Consider the following 19,638-nt stretch of genomic DNA (forward strand, 5'->3'; position numbering starts at 1 on the left):
GCTTGTTTCGTTAATATTACCACAATTGCAAAACAATCTTTATATTTGAAAGTTCGCAAAGTTTGCAGAACATTTAATGTGCATTATTGCTGCAAAAATAGTATAAATTAGAACATGGCTAAGGTAAAATATTATTATGATGCTGAGACACTTTCTTATCGTAAGATAAAGCGAAAAAAGCGCACAACTTTTAAGTATGCGTTTGTCTTTTTACTAGCCGCTGCCCTTTTTGCTTTTTTATTTGTCTTTATTGCAGGCCAATACATTGAATCTCCTAAAGAGCGTCAGTTGGCGCGAGAGCTTCAAAACATGCAAATTCAATACGAATTATTGAACAAACGTATGGACGATGCTATTGCAGCTTTAGAAAATGTTGAAGAACGCGATAATGCCATCTACAGATTATATTTTGAAGCTAATCCTATTCCTGAAGAACAGCGACGTGCAGGGTTTGGTGGTGTAAACCGTTATAAAAAATTTGAAGGCTATGACAACTCTCAACTAATTGCAGAAAGCAACAAACGCCTCGATATTTTAGAAAAAGCTATTGTGGTACAATCGAAATCACTAGACGAAATTGCGAAATTGGCCGAAGACAAGGAAAAATTTTTAGAAGCTATACCAGCTATACAACCTGTAAGAAATGAAAACCTTACGCGTATGGCTTCTGGTTATGGTTACAGAACCGATCCTTTTACAAAAGCCAGGAAATTTCATTTTGGAATGGACTTTACAGCACCAAGAGGCACTCCAATTTACGCTACCGGAAACGGAATTGTAACACGCGCAGACAATACGGCATCTGGTTATGGCAAACACATTCGTATAGATCATGGTTATGGTTACATATCTTTATATGCACATTTATATAAGTATAACGTACGTGTTAATCAGCGCGTAAAACGTGGTGATCTTATCGGTTATGTTGGCAGTACAGGTCGATCAGAAGCTCCACATTTGCATTACGAAGTTTTTAAAGATGGTGAGCGCATAAATCCTATTAACTTTTATTACGGCAACCTATCGGCTTCTGAGTTTAATGAATTATTAAGAAAAGCCTCTCTAGAAAACCAATCTCTCGATTAATATGCATATAGATCTCCCAGAAAAACGCTATTACGGTATTGGTGAAGTGGCTAAAGCTTTTAAAGTGAATGCCTCCTTAATTCGGTTTTGGGAAAAGGAATTTGATATTATTAAGCCAAAAAAAAATGCTAAGGGTAACAGAAAGTTTACACCAGAAGACATCAAAAACCTTAAATTTATTTATCATCTTGTTAAAGAAAGAGGCTTTACGCTTGAAGGTGCTAAAATTCATCTAAAAGAAGAAAAGAAGCAATCGCTCGAAAAATTTGAAATCATTGAAAAGTTAGAGAGCATAAAAGCGCAACTTATTAAAATAAAAACACAACTTTAAAACTTATCAATTATGAAAAAATGGTTAATCCCTCTAATTGTTATTACTATAATTGGATTTGGCATCTACCAATGGGCAGTTGGCATTAACAATACATCAGTAGAGCTAGAAGCAAATGCTAAAACAGCTTGGTCTAATGTAGAAAGTACTTACCAAAGAAGAAATGATCTTTATAGTACAGTAATTAAAACAGTACAAGGTGCTGCCGATTTTGAAAGAAAAACATTGAATGAAGTTATAGAAGCGAGATCCAAGGCTACCTCGATGAATATTAATGTTGATGATTTAACACCAGAAAATTTAGAGAAATTTCAACAAGCCCAAAGTCAATTAAGCGGTTCTTTTAGCCGATTGATAGCTTCTTTTGAACGTTATCCAGACTTAAAAGCTTCTCAGCAATTTAGAGATTTTCAAGCGCAACAAGAAGGCACAGAAAACCGAATCAACATTGCAAGAGATCGTTATAATGAAGCTGTAAATAAGTATGATATATACACAACTAAATTCCCAAATAAACTTTTAGCAAGTTGGTTTGGTTTTAAAGAAATGGCGAGATATAAAGCAGATCCTGGAAGTGAAAAAGTTCCAGATGTAGAATTTAACTTTTAACCTTTCATAACATGCCACACATTGAGGACTTCCTAACACAACAAGAAGAGCAGGAGATCATTGAAGCTATTCGTATTGCAGAACGCGAAACTTCTGGTGAAATCCGTGTGCACATAGAACAAAAGTGCAACATGGATATCTACGAGCATGCCTTGGAAGTTTTTCATTACTTAAAAATGGACAACACAAAGGAACAAAATGGTGTGCTTATTTATGTGGCAGTAGATAATAAGGCTTTTGTTATTTATGGTGATAAAGGTATTAATGATATTGTCGGAACAGATTTTTGGAATTCTACAAGAGATAAGATTGTTTTTCAATTTAAAAATGGCAATTTTAAACAAGGTCTTATAGATGGTATTATTGAAGCTGGTAAAGTGCTTGCTTTACATTTTCCTTGGAAACATGGAGATCATAACGAACTAGATAATTCAATTTCTAAAGGGTAAAATTCAGTATGCAGTTTTCAGTAAGCAGTAATCGGTTAAAAACGCAAACAAAAGCGCTGTTATTTATTGCGTTTCTTTGTGTTTTACAATCTGTTAATGCTCAATTTAAAATTCCGCCAAAACCAAAAGATGCTAAGCAACATTTTGTTTACGATTACTCTAATTTATTAACTAAACAAGATAGCTCTGCACTTAATGTGAAGCTCAGGAGGTATGCAGATACAACCTCAACACAAATTGTAGTAGCCATTATTAATTCTACCGAAGGCGAATACATAAATTATCTTGGCGCGCAATGGGGCGAAAAATGGGGAATCGGACAAGAAAAGGAAGATAATGGTGTGCTGATTCTATTAGCAAAAAACGATAAAAAAATAGCTATTAACACTGGTAAAGGTGTAGAACACTTACTTACAGATGCTTTAAGTAAACGTATAATCGATAGAGAAATTATCCCTTACTTTAAACGTAATGACTATTACGGTGGACTGAACAGAGGTGTTGATGTCATTTTTGAAGTCATGAAAGGTGAATACAAAAGCTCTAGAAAAAGTAACAATAGCGAGTTTCCGGTTGCTTTTTTCATCATACTACTTATCTTTTTTATAATTTTTATTATAGCTATCTCAAAAACACGAGGTGGTGGACGAGGTGGCAATAAAGGCAACCGAAGAGATGACGATGCCAGAAGTATACTTGAAGCGATAATACTAAGCAATATGGGACGTGGCAGCTATTCTAGAGGATCATCTGGAGGAGGTATTTTTGGAGGCTCTTCATCTGGCGGAAGCTTTGGCGGAGGTTTCGGTGGAGGCTTTGGTGGAGGTAGCTTTGGTGGCGGAGGTGCTTCAGGTGGCTGGTAAAATAAAGCTACAGCAAACACTATAAAATCCATAATGAAGTATTATTTAAACTTCCAATAAAAAAGGTAACTTAAAAAAAGAAGAAATCATCATCACCAGTTTCCCCTTTAGAACCTAAGCTGTTGAACTTATAACTAAAGCCTAGCATAAAGTATTGTCTTAATACTGTACTTTGCGAATCTTGTATATAATCTTGCGTTGCTACACGTCTTGCATTGGTGTTTTGGTTAAGTAAATCATATACCTTTAAAGAAATTAAACCTTTATCTTTAAGAATGCTATAGGTTAGGGATGAGTTCCAAAACCAAGCACTTTTTTGAAATCCTTCAGCAACATTGGGATTATAATTAAATCTAATATCGTTTTCCCATTCGAGCTTTTTGGGTAAGAATGTTGCTGTTCTTAATCCTGCGTTATGGCGTGTAAAGTTTCTGTCTTCAAAAGCATCAATATCATAGGCGTTGTTTGAAATTACTAATTCGTAATATGGTTTTATATCCATAACCTTATTCCATATAAAATCAATACCCAAACGCGGCGTAATATTATTTATAGTACTTGCATATTGCACATCGTTATTAAAATTAATGTTTCTACTTCTATTATAGCGTGCTCTTAAATTAAACTTTACAGATTTTAGAGTATCCATTTTTACTTCTTTACTATACGTAGCAGATACACCAAAGTTATAATTACCATCTACATTTTCGTAAGTAGTAGTCCTTACGAGTGTCTCAGGATCTATTATTGTTTTAGATATTACCTGATTGTTTGTGAAGTTAGCATTGAAGTTTGTATAAAAGCCTGTTCGTTTTTGCCAATCAAAACCATTATAACCTCCATAAAAACTGTGCCTGTTAGATGGCTCTAAATTAGGGTTACCAATTACAATACTCAATGGATTAGACACATCTGTAAAGGCCTGTAACTGACGTATAGCAGGCGGATTATTTCTTAAAGTATAGCCGCCATACAGAGACGCTTTTGGGCTAAATCTATAATTTACTCTGTAACTTGCCTCTAGGTTTTTAAATTGGCGTTCTACATTAAACTGTGGACGCAGTAAATCATTATTTTCTAAGGTTCTAATGTTATAGCCTACATCTAATCTAGAATAGAATTTTTCTCCATTGTAAGTCGCTCCTATTGTGGGTATACTTCTAGTATCTCTGTATTCAAAATCCGTGCTTAGCTCTGTATTAAAGTCTGTAAAATCTTGCTCTACATCATTAAAATCAAAAGTACTTTGTCTATTTTTATCCTTGTCTACCGAAAACTGATATTCAAAATTTAAGAAAAACTTCTTATCAATTATTGGTAATCGATACGTAAACTCCGCAGAAAGACCATAACTATTATTATCTCCTTCTGTAAACTGATCTCTAATTATTGTCTCTGATTGGGCACCAAAAATCTCCGCAACAGAATTGAGCATATCTTCGCGTTCTTGCTTACTAACATCTGTATTTATTGCCGCTCTTACAAAGCCGCCTTTGCTACCAAAACGCTTTGTAGCAGATATATCAGTAGAAAAATCCCTCGCATAACTTTCTACATCAGAATTAACCAAAGATTGGTTTGTTAACAATAAATCTTCGTCTAAAGTCTCATCGTTACTATTAAAAAGTGTTCTGCTCTTAGAATACCGGAATGAAGGCTCTATGTTGAGTTGAAATGTTGAATCTGTTTCAATCTCAAATTCGAGATTTGCAGAATGGCTATTGGTATCGCTATTTGATGTTGAACGTGAATTTGTAAAAAATCTTGAATCCGCCAATATGGTTTCGCGTTCGGTAATGGTTTCATTTTCAGAGTTACTTGATGAATTAAAGTAATCTGCGGCAATATCTACTGTTTCTCCTATAATATCAGCATAGTTTAAACCTGTACTTCTAGATGTTGTAATTCCTTGTCCGCCGCCAAAAGACCTCCCGTCAAAATTAAATGAGCCATTGCTATTAATTGAAATCATACTTGCTCCACCAAACATTTTATTTAGCTCGCCAAAACTAAATCCTGGTGAATTAATATTATTTCCTCCTGCAAGGGCACTAATGCGTCTATCGTTATCAAACAAATTTACCATTCCAGCATATTCATAACGCTCATCTGTTCCATACCCTCCTGCAACACGTCCAAAAACACCTCTATTGTTTTCTTCCTTTATAGTAAGGTTTATAGTTTTATTATCTTTATCACCTGCTTCACCAGTAAATGCTTCAGACTTGGTTTTAGTATCTACAATCTGAATTTTCTCAACAATGTCCTTAGTTAAATTTTTGGTTGTTATGGTTGGATCGTCACCAAAAAAAGGCTTACCGTTTACTAAAATTTTATTGACTGCTCTACCATTTACCGTTATTTTACCCTCTTCATCCACCTCTACACCTGGTAGCTGCTTCAATAGATCCTCTACGGTTGCGTCTTTTTTTGTTTTAAAAGACTTTACATTAAATTCTAAGGTATCCCGCTTTATGGTTATTGGAGCTGTAGATTTTATCACTACTTCTTTGAGCTGATTGTCTAGCTTCATGGTAATGGTGTTTAAATCTATTTTTTCGTTATCAATATCTATTTTTTTTAGATATGACCCATAGCCCACGTAAGATGCATAAAAGTTTAGACTTTCGTCGAAGGTTCTCCCTTCCATTTTAAAAAATCCGTTTTCATCAGAAATGGTGTAAGTAACAATACTGCTATCCTTTACACGCTCTAAGTATACTGTTGCAGATTCTATAGGCAGATTAGAATCTTCTGCAATGAGTTTACCGGTAATTGTGAAGGTTTTTTCTTGAGAAAACGCAAAAAGGGAGAAACATAATGTAAAAACTAAGCTTAGTTTTTTCATAGAGATTGATTGATGATGGTTAACATAATAGCTAATACTACAAACGCAAGAAAAGTGTAAATCGTATGAATTTTCTTTAAAATACTGCGACGTTTGTATTATCGTTTTAAAGTAAAGTGCCCTTTAAAAACTCTTCCATCAGCCAGTGTTGCTTCAAACCAGTAGTCATCAGATGGTAACAGTTTTCCATTATAATTACCATCCCATTGCGAGTTAGACGGATTAAGGATTGTGAGGAGTTTTCCGTATCGATTAAAAATTTTAATTGTTGCGGCTGCAGGAAACTGAGAGCTAAATCCCTTTATCTGCCACGTATCATTTATTGTGTCACCATTTGGTGTAAAAAACTTTGGAAATCCTAAAACTGAGATATCCTCAGAAACAATACCGCAATCTGCCTTTATATCTTTTACATAAACGGTATGAATGCCTGCAGATACGTCCTCGAAAATATTAGAGACTTGATATGGTCCGTTTTGGTTATCTAGAGCATATACGTATTCGCCCTCACCAGACACTAAAACGGTTACTGTATTATTTTCTGATATATCGGTTACCTCAATAGTTTCAATAACCGCTGCGCTGGAAGGAAGGACCCTAACAGTTCTTCTATTGGTACATCCAGCGGGTCTGGTTACCAATACTTGGTAATCACCTATTTCATTAACGTCAATATTTATAGTGGTTTCTCCTGTTGACCAATCATAGGCATAGTTATTTGGGATGTCATCCAGTATACCTCCTGAGATAGTAATGGTATCTGGATATGTATTTAAACAATAATACACTTCTTCATATTGTGTAATATTTGGCAGGTCTTTAACTGTAAGGGTTACTTCATTAATAGCATAACATGTATCATCTATATCTACTCTAGCATAAATGGTTTGGCTATAGGCTACTTCGTTAAAATAATTAGCAACAATTTCATTAACTTTTAGCAGTGCGTCATTATAGGTTAAATAATAGCCTATAGTCGCATTTACCGGTGAATTTTCTAAAATCTGACTATCAGCTTCTGTTACATCAAAAAAATTAAAACCATCTACAATGAAATCATCGCACACTTCAATGTTTGCTGCTATTCCGTCTGAAGAGTTGACTTGCAATGTAACTTCAGAGCTATTAAAACAACCCGTAAACTCATCGCTAACCCTAGCGTATACCATTTGATTATTTGAAGTATTCGTATAACTCGTTCCATCTATAGGAATTGTTAAATCCTCATCTGCAAAAAAAGAAATATCCCAAATAGGGATTACCTGACCTTGTTCATTTCTAACGATATCATCTGTATAAGTACTGAGGTTAAAGTTAGATAGACCATCAGCAATTTCATCATCACATTGTATTATAGTAATATCATTGGCTATAGGCGTTGTAAAAGCGTTTACAGTAATTGGTATTCTAACACCATTAGTACAGCCGTTAAATAAAGGCAGTACATAATATGTAGTATTGGTGTCGATAAAAATCTCATAGCTAAAACCTGTATTTATAATTTCAGCAGATGTTTCGGTAGCATACCAAAATACCTCATCTACATTTGTGGTAAGATTAATTTGTGCCAAACCCTCACCACAAACGTCTGTAGTAGAAATTGATGTCTTTGGCATTACAATTACAGAATTACCAGATACATTTATTTCTGGGTCTCCTTCCATGCCACCAAACTCTACAACATAGCCTTGCGGATAATATGGACTTGAAGGGTCATCGCCTTGATTAGCAAGGTCATTCCAGGATCCCAAGATTCCGATATCAGGATCTGTTATATGCGCATAATCTTCTTCACCTAAATTATTTGGTTCACCATTATTCCAAAATGAAAACATGCCCTCTGGTGCGCTACCACTTACGGCACCGTTCCAAAAAACCTGACCGGCTTCTGGCCCAGTTTCCCAGCGCCAAACTCCTTCTTGAGTTTGGTCTGAACCGCCTATCCATCCGGTGCCTTGTGCTTGCTCACCTGTTAATTGCACCTCTTCTGGTGTGGTTATGGTTGCTAAATACCCTTGTAAACCAAAATATGTTTGCTCAGATGCTGCTTGTCTGGCCGCAGTCCAGCTTATTCCAAGGTCAGATACATAAAAATAATAATGGCCAGTAGCAGGTAGAAAATTAGCTTCGCCCAAATTAACAGAGAAAAACTTATCTTGTGTAAAATTACTTTCAGTAGTTTGAAAACGTATATCTCGTATAGCATTTTCAAACGCTGCCAATGGAGCTGGGCCTGTAAGCGTGAGCAATCCTGTTGCGATAGACCATGACGCTGAAATTTGAGGATGATTACCCATTAAAAAAAGCTCGTCAGATCCAAGACTATATCCAGTAGCAATCTGAACAAAAACCTCATCTAATGTTCCTTCGCCTCCACTAATATTAACATCCGTAACTATTGGCATTGGCTCCTCACCGCAATAGAGTTGATTCCCGTCAACAAAAATTTGCGGTGGACTCTGTGACATACTTATATAACAGCATGCAAAGCAAAATAAAAATATTAAGTTTTGCGATAACTTTTTCATAGCTGCATAAAGATACTATTTTTTACGCATGTATACACTTACTGGCACACCTGTAAAATCGAAATGATCTCTTAATTGATTTTCTAAAAAACGTCTGTATGGATCTTTGATGTATTGTGGTAAATTACAGAAAAAAGCAAACTGAGGTTGTGGAGTTGGCAGTTGCATAATGTACTTTATCTTTACGTACTTTCCTTTGAAAGCAGGTGGAGGGTTGTGCTCTATGATCGGTAAAAGTATCTCGTTTAAAACACTAGTCTTTATGCGCTTAGCTCGGTTTTTATAGACCTCAACAGCCATTTCAATCGCTTTAAATATGCGTTGTTTATTTAATACCGAAATAAACACTATTGGGACATCTGTAAATGGTGCTATTTCTTGTCTGATGTGTTTTTCAAATTCTTTGGCAGTTTTATTATCTTTTTCAACCAAATCCCACTTATTTACAAGGATTACAATTCCTTTCCTGTTGCGTTCAGCTAACCAAAAAATATTTTGTACTTGGCCATCAAACCCTCGTGTTGCATCTAAAATCAGTAAACACACATCACAATGTTCAATAGCTCTAACACTGCGCATTACAGAATAAAACTCTAAATCTTCTTTTACTTTTGATTTACGACGAATACCTGCTGTATCTACTAAATTAAACTCAAATCCAAAACGATTATACTTGGTATCTATAGAATCTCTTGTGGTACCTGCAATATCTGTAACGATATAACGATCTTCACCTATTAGAGCATTTATAAAGGACGATTTACCAGCATTGGGACGACCAACTACAGCAAACCTTGGCAGTTGCTCTTCTTCTACCTCTTCTTTTTCTGGTAAGGCTTCTACAACAGCATCTAATAAATCTCCTGTACCGCTACCATTAATGCTCGCAATGGTATAGTAGTCTCCTAAACCAAGCGAATAAAATTCAACAGCATCCTCTGCGCGTTTATTATTATCTACTTTATTTACAACAAGGAAAACAGGTTTTTCCACTTTTCGCAATAGTTTAGCCACATCCTCATCCATACCAGTAACACCAGTTTCTACATCGACCATAAAAATGATAGCATCAGCTTCATCTATTGCTAGCTCTACCTGCTTATCAATTTCGGCCTCAAAGATATCATCACTTCCAACTACGTATCCACCTGTATCGATAACAGAAAATTCTCTTCCATTCCAATCGGTTTTACCATAATGGCGATCTCTTGTTACACCACTAACGGCATCAACTATAGCTTCGCGTCTTTTAATTAAGCGATTAAAAAATGTTGATTTACCAACGTTTGGCCTTCCTACTATTGCAACTATATTTCCCATAAATTTTTATTTAATCTGCATTACATATCCTGTAAGCGGTAGCAAAGGTAGGGTTTAATTTTAGATATACGTTTTATCAAATTAGAATTTAAGCCTTGAGTTTCAATAAGAAAATATGTACATTGGTTCTTATATCTTTTTGCAATGGAACTTTCTAACGACATAGTTTTAAGGCCTCGATTTAAATTCAATGTTAGTCATAGCAATGAAAGCCTGCTTTCTTTATTTGAAACTACAAGTAAAAATCAGTCTGACTTTATTGTAACACGCGTGGATGACCATGTCTTTATTAAAATACCAAAAGCGAAGCAGCACTTTTGGTCTCCACAGTTACATCTTGAAATTAATGAGGATTACGACAATAAACAGCTAAGTACCATTTATGGTCTATTTGGTCCTAACCCAACGGTTTGGACCATGTTTATGTTTCTTCATTTTGCCGTTGCTGGTTTCTTTATTGGCTTTGGGATTTGGGCTTACGTTAATTGGTCTTTAGGAAGTAGTTTTGCCATACAACTTTTTGTCACCTTACTTATGATAATCGTATGGTTTGCTCTCTACTTTAGTGGGAGACTTGGTAAAAAAGCTGGTATGGAGCAAATGCATCAATTACATCACTTTATGCGAGATACGTTGCGAAGTAAAGATATACACGCTATAACCTAAACTACTTTTGGTTATACCCAAATCGTTTTAACTGTTTTTGATTAGATCGCCAATTTTTGTTCACCTTAACGTACAATTCTAAGTGAATTTGCTTACCAAAAAACTTTTCTAAATCTTTTCTGGCTTCTACTCCAACACGTTTTAAAGCAGTACCTTTATGACCAATAATAATTCCTTTTTGCGTTTCGCGCTCTACCATAATAACAGAACGGATTCTAATGATATTTTCTTCTTCGAAAAACTCTTCAGTATCTACCTCAACAGAATATGGGATTTCCTTTTTGTAATGAAGTAATATCTTTTCTCTAATAGCCTCATTAACAAAAAAACGTTCTGGCTTATCCGTTAACTGGTCTTTAGGATAAAATGGTGGAGACTCTGGCAATAACTCTACAATTCTTTGAAATACGTTCTTAACATTAAATCCGTTAAGCGCAGAAATTGGATAAAACTCAGCATTGGGCACCTTACTTTGCCAAAGCTCTGCTTGTTCTTCTAGTTGTTCTTGATTAGAAGTATCAATTTTATTCAGTAGTAATAATACTGGTATTTTAGAGTTGGTAATTTTCTTAAAAAAGGCTTCATCCTTAAGTTCCTTCTCACCTATTTCTACCATGTAAATCAATACATCAGCATCTTCAAAAGCAGATTTTACAAAATCCATCATAGAGGCTTGCAACTCATAAGCTGGTTTTATGATTCCTGGTGTATCACTTAACACAACTTGGAAGTCTTCACCATTAACAATTCCCAAAATTCGGTGTCTTGTCGTTTGTGCTTTAGAGGTTATAATGGACAGCTTTTCTCCAACAAAAGCATTCATCAAGGTAGATTTACCAACGTTTGGATTACCAATAATATTTACAAAACCAGCTTTATGCATGTATTAAAATTTTAACAAAGGTAATATTATTAATGATGACATTTTAAAATAACGACGATTCATAAGAAATGAACTAAAAAACCATTTCTTATGTATCGCTTTAAAACCCTAATCTTATTAATTTTAATATGTGCTCTAACAGCCTGCTCATCGGATGATAACAACAATCAAAACATTAACAACCGCGAATCTTCTTGTATCAATGCTATAGGTTACACAGGCTTATACTGGGATTTTGCCAATGCCAGACCAACAGGTTTATCTCAAGTACCCGTAATTCAAAATCCAGGTCAGCAATTTATCCATAGCCTACAACCACTCTTAGGTTTTACAATTCCACAAGGCTTTACGGCTTTTGAGTTAACAGATCCGCAAACCCAAACCATTGGTGTTAATGTATTTAGAAATGATAATGAAGTTCTCTTTCGTTGGGTACCTTCTAGTTCCGTGATTGGACAACAAATTCCTTCTCAAAATTTTATTGCCAATGAGATTAATACCCTATTCAACTTTTATGGCTTTAATGGCACACCAGAAGTCCTTTGCTCAGAATTTAAACAACAGGTTTTTGCTACAATTCCCATGGAATTTAATGCAAGACTGCTTCGCTTTGATGGTCGTATAGCACAAGTTTGGGTTATTACAACTTATGCTGCAAGCTCAACTTACATTACAGTTTCTGTAGTTACTGCACCAGAAGCTGAATACGATGCTCAAGTTGCCAATACATTTTTACCTATAAATTATCAACTCTACGTCAACGAGAGTGGTGGTATTGTAGATAATGACATGGATGGATTTGATATTCTAAGAGATCCTGATGATAACGATCCTAACGTACCGTAAACCGTGTTAGTCAATTAATGTTATACAAGTATCATAAAACCAAACATATTATGAAAGTTAGCGTCATTAAAATATTAAGTGCATTACTCCTTTTATGCTTTTCTTGTAAAGGCGAACAGCAAAATCCAAACATAAATGATTTAGCAAATGGAGATACTATTGAAGTTGAAAACGACCTTACAGAACCACAAAACCAACAGCAGGATGTAACAGAGCAAAAGAATCATACAGGTAATTATCAATATTTTGAAAATTTCGACCCTACTGTAAATATGGTCTCTGGAAGAATTGCATTACCAAAAGGCTGGAAACGACTAAAAAACGATAAACAATACCAATATGAAGGTCCAAACGACATGAAGATTGGCAGGATACAAATATCTAATCTGTACTCTTACACTGAAGATTATGCAATGCTACAAACCTACCAAATGTCAGGAACTCCTAACCAATATCCAATGTCTATAAATCAAATCGTTGAAACGTTCTTTATGCCTTATGCTAATGAAAACAATCTAAAATTTATAGGATCATTTTCACTTCCAAAAGTTGCAGAAAAGTCTAAAGCCTTTTTAGACTTAAATTTTAAATCACAACCAACACAAATAGAAACTCAGAGTGCTGGCTTAGAATGGCAGGATGATAAGGGCAGAAAATACCTCACCATCTTAAGAAAGACCATTTACAAAACATACAATCAGCTCTCTTGGGGATTTTTAAATCAACATATTGAATCGCCAGCATCAAAATTTGAAGATGCCAAGAAGATATTAATAGACATGACCTTAAGCGAACAGCACAATACAGATTGGTTATATCGTAAAAATCAAATTGCAGCCCAAAAGGCAAATCAACAATTCAGGGCACACCAAGCAAGGATGGATGCAATAAAGCTCAACAGTTCTAATTCTGGTTTCTCATCTAGTGTTGCCAATACATATAGCGACATATTAGATATTAGCCATTCAGGTTACCTAAAGCGTAGCGATATGACATCTCACGGCCAATCTAAAACTGTAAATATGATTGGTGAACGCAACATCATATCCAATCACAACACAGGTGAACATTATAACGTACAAGCTGGTAGCAAATATTATTGGGTTAATAATAATGGAAAATATTTTGGAACGGATAACCCAAATTACGATCCACGAGCAGACCAGAGAATCAACCAAACAGAATGGTCGCAATTCAATATTGAAAATTAATTTGATGACAAAAAGCACCATTTACGATTTAAAACAAAAACCACTTATAACAATTTATTATGAAAAAAATTATCTACACCACAGTAATTGCATTACTCTTGTTCAACTGTTCATCTGAAGACAGTGACAATGAAAACAATATGGATCCGGGTATTTTTTCCGCAAACACCATAGACATAAGATTTGATGGAGCAACAATTGAATGGACCGAATCTCTAGATCCTGATGGAGATGACGTCACTTATGCTATTATTTTAGATGGACAAGAAATAGCATCCGGAGGAACGACTTTATCCTATAGTTTTTCGGGCTTGGAACCTGAAACATTATACGAAGGCTATGTAGAAGCAAGAGACGGCAATGGTGGCACTTCTCAGGCAACGTATTTTTTCACCACAGAACCAGAAGTTATCATCTTTGAAGTAGATATTGAATGCAGATGGTGGGAAGGTGCAGGCGGTTATGGCATAGTTAATTATTTTGAAATAAATGCTGTTGAAGATGCCATAAGTTATCATGTAGAAATTTTAGATTACGCTCCAGACCCTATACCATCTAATGTAGGAAGAACATATTCTTGGACACCAGAATCTAACTTGCCAACAGGAAATAATGTAGGTTCTGGATCTAGCCATCTAACAGAATATACACCAGGAGTTTACCATGCTAATACAAGTACAGGTAGCGGTTCGCTAGTTTACTTAGAAAGTGCAATAGCCAATTGTGAAGCCGTTGATGCCACAGCCAGAGTAACCATAATTGTTGGCCAACAATAATGATTAAAACTAAGATTTGATAACACTTTAATCAGATAAGATTCTTTTATCTGATTAAAGTGTTGTTTCACCTCATAACTATTTGTGTTAAAATGAAATAATCGTATCTTACTCATGATTAGCTATTAACATGAGGGAAGCATACAAAACCAACAATACACTACAAATGGTTGATGCGATAAAGCGTAATGACGCTATTACACTAAAACGCATATACAATAACAACTACCCAAAAATTGAAATTTTAGTTCTAAAAAACAACGGTACCAAAGCGTATGCTAAAGATATTTACCAAGAGGCCTTTTTGGCCGTTTGGCAAAATGTAAAACAAGATAAATTTATTCCTCAAAGTGAAGCATCTATTAATGGCTATTTGTACACCATAGCTAAGAATAAATGGATGGATGTTCTGCGCTCGCAAGGCTATAAAAAAACTATTGTGGCGTCTCAAATGTCCTATTTTGAAATAAAAGATGAAGAAAACAATGGTATAGATGATGACATTTTAAAAGATAAACGATTAGAAGATGTAATGCATGCCTTTAAAAATTTAGGTGATGCCTGCAAAAGCTTACTGCGTAAGTTTTATTTCGAAAAGAAATCTATGAAAAATATTGCCAAGGAATTGCAATTGGATGCTGCCTCAACACGAAATAAAAAATACCGTTGTATGCAAAAATTGAGACAAATAGCCCTAAATAATAATTAATAGCAATGAACTTAAATAATATAACACAAGACGAATTTGAGCGCATTGAAGCCTATTTAAATAATTCGCTTTCAAAAGAAGACTTGCAAATTTTTAAAAACCGATTACAGAACGAAGAAGGATTCGCCACAAAAGTTGACAATATCAAAACCGTTTTAACAGGTATTGAAACCCAAGCGCTAAAAGAACAGCTCGATAGATTTCATAATGATCTCACAGCTAACGATAAAGACACCATTTCGTTTAACCCAAAAGTAAAATCCCTGCAATGGAAAAAAATTGCAGTAGCCGCTGCTTTCATTATAGCAGCAGGTAGTTTTTGGTTCTTAAACAGAAAATCTAACGCGCAATTATATGCTGATTTTTATACACCAGATCCTGGCTTACCAACAACTATGGGTACTAATGACAATTATGCATTTTATGAAGCCATGGTGTCTTACAAACAAGGACATTACAGAGAAGCTCTAAAAACATGGACCAATGGACTTAAGACCAAAATTAATAATGACACACTAAATTATTTTGTAGGTTCGGCTTTATTAGCAGATAAAAAGGAAAACGAAGCTGTTTCTTATTTTCAAAATGTTACCAAACAAGAGCATTCAATATTTAAAAGTGAAGCATATTATTATCTCGGATTAATCTATTTAAAAAACAACAACATAGAAAACGCCAGAGAATATTTGGGCAAATCTAATTTTACCAAGGCAAAAGACCTACTCAAAAAATTAAATTAAAGATGTACAAACCTAAATATATAACGCTTCTACTTTTGGTATTAGTGGGTGTTTTTAATGGCTTAAATTCTCAAAATTTTCATCAAAACAATCTAAGAACATTAGACGGATTTTTAAAAAATGATGCGTATAACGTCGCAAAAATATTCACAAAAAATCAGATGGATTCGCTCATTGATGCAAATCAATTTTATGAGCTTATGGACTATGTTTATTATTTAGGTCAGATAGAATCTAAAATCAATAATACAACCTCAGCAATAAAAGTTATTGAAGATTTTGAAACTAGAATTGAAGCATTAACCAACAACCAAAAAGCACTTAGGCAATTAGCATTAGAAACAGGATCGTTTTATGAATCTATTGGTGATTCTGAAACTGCAAAAGATTATAATCTAAAAGCTTTGAGGATTACCAAGAAAATGCCCGAAGCAACGGGTAAAGATTTAGCTATGATTGAAAGTAACCTAGGTGTGTTTTATTCGCGGTTGGGTGATTTAACAACGGCCACAAAATATCACAAAAAAGCTTTGAGTTCATTAAAAAGCGACGCTACCTCAACCCAAGACAGCTATTATATAACCTACAATTCCTTGGGTGCTATGATGTGGTATACCTCTAAATTTGATAGCGCTATCTATTATTACAAAAATGCAGATAAGACATTAAAATCTCTAGAGCAAACACCTTGGAACAAGTACTATAGATCAGCATCATTAAATAATAACATTGCCGGTATTTATAGTATAAAAGGGGATTTAGATGCTTCTATTAATGCTATGCGTACAACAGTTAATAATCTTAATGCGTTTTTAAAAGAAGATATTAGCGATGCAAGACGAACACATGCCCAAGAATTCTTGTTTCAGGCCATAGAGAACTACGCTGGTTTATATAAAGATATTGGAGATTACAAAAAGGCTAAACAATTACTTAACTATGCATTTCGATTAAAACGTAAGAACCTAACACCCGAAAGTTCAGAAATAGCCAAAGGAAAAGTTCTTTTAGGAAAAATAGAAGTAGCTCTTAAAAATTTTGAAGAAGCCGAACACCTATTAAACGAAGGCATAGAAAAACTCAACAATACTAACGGAGATTATAACTTTTGGTTGGCCGATGCTTATTATGGCAAAGCATTAATTCACTCAGAACTAAATCACAAAGACAAAGCCCAAACCTACTTCAATAAAAGCGAAGAATACTTTAAGGTCTCGCTCGGAAACTATTACGACGAACAATACTTAAATTTTACAATTAATGCTTCTAATTTCTTTTCAAAAATCAATAACAAGGAAAAAGCTCTCTCTATGGCAAACGAAGCCTTAGAATACATTAAAACCAATCAAGGCGAAAAAACACTTTTAGAGTATTATCAGGTATTGAATTTAGCAGACATCTATTACCAAAACAAAGATTACAACAACGCTCTGCTCTATAGTAACAAAGCGTTAGACTTAATCAATTCTAAAGAATTTATAAAAAACAGTAAACTAAATACCTTAAAGTTAGAAAGCAGTAAAGTAAGTGCTATTATGACCAAAGTGAAAATCAATTTAAAATTGAATACCACAGAAAATGAAGCCTTTTTAAAAGCCCAACTATTAGAAATTGAAAATGCTATACAACTTTTAGAAAACCAAAAATCTTTGATCTCAGGAGATAATACTGCAGCCATCTTAATACAAGATAACCTAGATGTTTTTATGGTTGCTAAAATATTAAACTTAAAACTCTACAAACTTACCAAAAACAAGGATTACCTCAAAGCACTATTAAGCTACCATGAGTCTATGATTTATCATAAAATTAGAAATCGGCTTAATTCAAAATCTACGGAGTTAACGGCAAATTTACCGAGTGAAATCTTAGAAAAGGAAAGACAATTAAAAGAGAACCTCAATACATTTTTAGACGATAACTCATCAATTAGTAGTTATATAAATAATGAAAAAAAATGGTTAAATTTTTTAGATGAGCTAAAGACAGATTACCCGAAATATTATAGCTTAAAATATGCATCAATCTCGCAAACTTTAAACAACCTAAACCAAAACATTTCTGAATCGTCAACTCTGGTAAGGTATATGTTTATTGAAGATAGACTTTATGCATTTGTAGTAAATGCTTTTTCTGTTGCTATGGCAGAATTAGAATCAAAAAATATTAAGTCATTAGTAGCTCAACTTAATGGCAAAACTGAGGCACTTCAACCCACCTTTCAACTTCAATCAGAATTATATAACATCCTCTGGAAACCAATTAAAAATCAAATTAAAACAGAAAAAGTAATAATTATCCCAGACAAAGAACTTTTTAATCTAAGCTTTGAGTTACTAACCTCAAAAAAATGTAAGGATTATAAAGATTTTAGTATGCATAGTTTATTGGCTAAGCATACTATTTCCTATAATTATAGCTTGTTTCTTATAGATAAAAATAGCCAACCTATTGGCTACGATTCTAATTTTATTGGGTTTGCACCAGAGTTTAACGAAGCTATGAAAACCAATTATAAAATTGCCATAAAGGATACGGTAGAGTTAGATTATAGCTATTTAAAACTACTATCTCAACCCTTTGCTAAAAATTTAACTAAAAGTTATTCAAGGTTATTTAATGGCAATTCATTTTTAAACGAACAAGCCTCAAAACGTATTTTTACAGAAAATGCGAGAGAACATAAAATCATTCATATTGGCACTCACGCCGAGTCAGATAATATTTCGCCCGAGTTTTCGAGATTAATCTTTGCAAAAAATACAGATGAAGATGATAACTCATTATACACCTACGAAATTTACAATCAAAACTTAGCCTCTAATCTTGCCATTTTAACAGCCTGTGAAACTGGGAAACCAAGCTACCAACCCGGAGAAGGCATGATATCATTAGCACATGCCTTTAATTATGCTGGTAGCGAAAGTATTTTAACAAGTCTATGGAAAATTGACGAACAATCTAGTAGTAAAATTCTCGAATATTTTTATGACAATATCTCAAAAGGTTTAGAAAAAGATAAAGCCCTAAAAGCTGCAAAGCTCACATATATTTCTACTGCAGAAGGCAGAACTGTTGCGCCTCAATATTGGGCTGGTTTAGTTTTAATAGGCGATACTACAGCAATTGATTTAGAGGTTAGCAACAACTGGTGGGTTTGGATAATTTTGATTATTGCTATTGTCTTTATTCTTTATTTTATGTTGAGAAACAGAAGTGCTAAGACCTAGGCTTATCTATACCTCTATCATACATTACAATACTACCAGCAACCGATACATTTAGGCTTAGTTGCGATTTAAATTTTACTAAAAAATGACTCTTATCTATGGCTTGCTTAGAGAGCCCATGGTCTTCTGCTCCCAAAAGATATACACATCGTCTTGGATGATGAAACGTCTCTAATTCTACTGCTTCATCCGTTAATTCTACACCTACTAACCTGGCACCTTTAGGCAAATTATTAAAAAACTCATCAAACGTGTCGTAATGAAAATAAGGCATGGATTTTACAGCATTGTGTGTATCACACGCTTGCTTAGCATATCTATTACCAATGGTAAAAATAAAACTGGCACCTAAGTTTTGTGCTGAGCGCCATAGTACGCCAAGATTCTCTGGGGTTTTGCCATTTTGTATGCCAATACCAAAAAATTCGTTTACAAAATTGTCTGTCATAGTCGCAAAAATAAGACATACTGACAAAATGTAAGTTCATACTGAAATGGCATTTTCTTTGATTTTAAGAAGAGCGAAGTCTAATTTAAAATTGA

Annotated in this window: 17 protein-coding genes; 12 read left to right on the plus strand and 5 right to left on the minus strand. The window is 34.4% G+C overall.

What is annotated here, in order from left to right; all coding sequences use genetic code 11:
- The first annotated feature begins 114 nt into the window (after positions 1-114).
- Genes BWZ20_RS05420 through BWZ20_RS05440 form a run of 5 tightly spaced genes read left to right on the plus strand, consistent with a single transcriptional unit; the run spans position 115 to position 3,338 of the window.
- The gene (locus BWZ20_RS05420; RefSeq protein WP_076617364.1) at positions 115-1,086 is read left to right on the plus strand and encodes a M23 family metallopeptidase; all 972 of its coding nucleotides are present in this window, start codon (positions 115-117) and stop codon (positions 1,084-1,086) included.
- 1 nt (position 1,087) lies between these two features.
- Positions 1,088-1,417, plus strand: a complete 330-nt coding sequence (locus tag BWZ20_RS05425) for a MerR family transcriptional regulator (protein WP_076617367.1) — start codon at positions 1,088-1,090, stop codon at positions 1,415-1,417.
- A 12-nt stretch (positions 1,418-1,429) separates the two neighbouring features.
- Positions 1,430-2,026 carry a LemA family protein gene (locus BWZ20_RS05430; RefSeq protein ID WP_076617370.1) on the plus strand — a complete coding sequence of 199 codons (597 nt, stop codon included), beginning with the start codon at positions 1,430-1,432 and terminating at the stop codon, positions 2,024-2,026.
- Between the two features lie 11 nt (positions 2,027-2,037).
- A complete protein-coding gene (locus BWZ20_RS05435; RefSeq protein WP_076617373.1) occupies positions 2,038-2,475 on the plus strand; it encodes a TPM domain-containing protein in 438 nt (145 codons plus the stop codon).
- An 8-nt stretch (positions 2,476-2,483) separates the two neighbouring features.
- Complete coding sequence (locus tag BWZ20_RS05440; RefSeq protein WP_076617375.1) at positions 2,484-3,338, plus strand: TPM domain-containing protein; 855 nt, start codon at positions 2,484-2,486, stop codon at positions 3,336-3,338.
- A 70-nt stretch (positions 3,339-3,408) separates the two neighbouring features.
- Here BWZ20_RS05440 and BWZ20_RS05445 read toward each other — a convergent pair whose 3' ends face one another.
- From BWZ20_RS05445 to der, 3 genes are all read right to left on the minus strand, one after another.
- Positions 3,409-6,186 (minus strand): outer membrane beta-barrel protein, encoded by a 2,778-nt coding sequence (locus BWZ20_RS05445; RefSeq protein ID WP_076617378.1) that lies wholly within the window; start codon positions 6,184-6,186, stop codon positions 3,409-3,411.
- Between the two features lie 98 nt (positions 6,187-6,284).
- Positions 6,285-8,654 (minus strand): T9SS type B sorting domain-containing protein, encoded by a 2,370-nt coding sequence (locus BWZ20_RS05450; RefSeq protein ID WP_076617381.1) that lies wholly within the window; start codon positions 8,652-8,654, stop codon positions 6,285-6,287.
- Between the two features lie 75 nt (positions 8,655-8,729).
- Complete coding sequence (gene der, locus BWZ20_RS05455) at positions 8,730-10,034, minus strand: ribosome biogenesis GTPase Der (protein ID WP_076617383.1); 1,305 nt, start codon at positions 10,032-10,034, stop codon at positions 8,730-8,732.
- 144 nt (positions 10,035-10,178) lie between these two features.
- On the opposite strand from der, the gene BWZ20_RS05460 reads away from it, so the two are divergent.
- Positions 10,179-10,700: a GTP-binding protein gene (locus BWZ20_RS05460; protein ID WP_076617386.1), complete on the plus strand. Its 522-nt coding sequence runs from the start codon at positions 10,179-10,181 to the stop codon at positions 10,698-10,700.
- 1 nt (position 10,701) lies between these two features.
- On the opposite strand, the gene era is transcribed toward BWZ20_RS05460, so the two are convergent.
- Positions 10,702-11,583 carry a GTPase Era gene (era, locus tag BWZ20_RS05465; protein WP_076617390.1) on the minus strand — a complete coding sequence of 294 codons (882 nt, stop codon included), beginning with the start codon at positions 11,581-11,583 and terminating at the stop codon, positions 10,702-10,704.
- Between the two features lie 90 nt (positions 11,584-11,673).
- Here era and BWZ20_RS05470 point away from each other — a divergent pair, with 90 nt between their 5' ends.
- The 6 genes from BWZ20_RS05470 to BWZ20_RS05495 all read left to right on the plus strand — a co-directional run bounded on the left by BWZ20_RS05470 (position 11,674) and on the right by BWZ20_RS05495 (position 19,095).
- A complete protein-coding gene (locus BWZ20_RS05470) occupies positions 11,674-12,429 on the plus strand; it encodes a hypothetical protein (protein ID WP_076617393.1) in 756 nt (251 codons plus the stop codon).
- A 50-nt stretch (positions 12,430-12,479) separates the two neighbouring features.
- On the plus strand, positions 12,480-13,640 hold the full coding sequence (locus BWZ20_RS05475; protein WP_076617395.1) for a hypothetical protein: 1,161 nt from the start codon (positions 12,480-12,482) through the stop codon (positions 13,638-13,640).
- A 59-nt stretch (positions 13,641-13,699) separates the two neighbouring features.
- Entirely contained in the window at positions 13,700-14,416 is a 717-nt protein-coding gene (locus BWZ20_RS05480) for a fibronectin type III domain-containing protein (RefSeq protein ID WP_076617398.1), read from the plus strand.
- Positions 14,417-14,546: 130 nt separating this feature from the next.
- Positions 14,547-15,125, plus strand: a complete 579-nt coding sequence (locus BWZ20_RS05485) for an RNA polymerase sigma factor (protein WP_076617401.1) — start codon at positions 14,547-14,549, stop codon at positions 15,123-15,125.
- Between the two features lie 5 nt (positions 15,126-15,130).
- Positions 15,131-15,865 (plus strand): tetratricopeptide repeat protein, encoded by a 735-nt coding sequence (locus BWZ20_RS05490; RefSeq protein WP_076617403.1) that lies wholly within the window; start codon positions 15,131-15,133, stop codon positions 15,863-15,865.
- A gap of 2 nt (positions 15,866-15,867) precedes the next feature.
- Positions 15,868-19,095 carry a CHAT domain-containing protein gene (locus BWZ20_RS05495; RefSeq protein ID WP_076617407.1) on the plus strand — a complete coding sequence of 1,076 codons (3,228 nt, stop codon included), beginning with the start codon at positions 15,868-15,870 and terminating at the stop codon, positions 19,093-19,095.
- Here BWZ20_RS05495 and BWZ20_RS05500 read toward each other — a convergent pair.
- A complete protein-coding gene (locus BWZ20_RS05500; RefSeq protein ID WP_076617410.1) occupies positions 19,085-19,543 on the minus strand; it encodes an RNA methyltransferase in 459 nt (152 codons plus the stop codon). The two genes, BWZ20_RS05495 and BWZ20_RS05500, sit on opposite strands and share 11 nt — an antisense overlap.
- Positions 19,544-19,638 lie beyond the last annotated feature (95 nt).

It is taken from the genome of Winogradskyella sp. J14-2 (assembly GCF_001971725.1).
Taxonomy (GTDB): domain Bacteria; phylum Bacteroidota; class Bacteroidia; order Flavobacteriales; family Flavobacteriaceae; genus Winogradskyella.